At 37.9% G+C, this 565-nt stretch carries 1 pseudogene; it reads right to left on the bottom strand.

Annotation, left to right across the window (positions count from 1 at the left end):
* Positions 1 to 565, bottom strand: a pseudogene (locus DM397_RS00475) (xylose isomerase); the annotation flags it as partial.

Here is a 565-nt window from a genome sequence, read left to right as displayed (position 1 = left end):
TTTATCTAAACCATAATTTTTCAAGAATCCGATTGCTGTAGCGGAGTCAAAATCGTATTGGTGTTTAGATGGCTCCATTGGTTTTGGCTCAATGAAGAAAGTTCCTTTAAAACCTTGAGCTCTTGCATAATCTCTAGACATTGCCAAGAATTGCGCCATGTGGTCTAATTCTCTTCCCATATCTGTATTTAATAGAGACATATAACCTTCTCTACCTCCCCAGAATACATAATTTTCTCCACCTAAAGCGATTGTAGCGTCTAAAGCTAATTTTACTTGACCTCCAGCTCTTGCCACAACATTAAAATCAGGATTTGTAGCCGCTCCGTTCATGAATCTTGGGTTTGAGAAACAGTTTGAAGTTCCCCAAAGCAATTTGATTCCAGACTCTGCTTTTTTCTGTTTTAAATATTCTGTAATAAAAGCCAAACGTTTTTCTGATTCTGCGAAAGTTGCTCCTTCAGCAATCAAATCGTAATCGTGGAAACAGAAATAATCGAATCCCATTTTGCTGATGAATTCAAAAGCTGCATCAGCCTTATCTTTCGCTGCCTGATAAGGATCT

Origin of the sequence: Flavobacterium nitrogenifigens, assembly GCF_003254565.1 — a bacterium.
Lineage (GTDB): Bacteria > Bacteroidota > Bacteroidia > Flavobacteriales > Flavobacteriaceae > Flavobacterium > Flavobacterium nitrogenifigens.
Note: the sequence above shows the minus strand (reverse complement) of the source record. Positions and strands in the feature narration are given on the sequence as shown.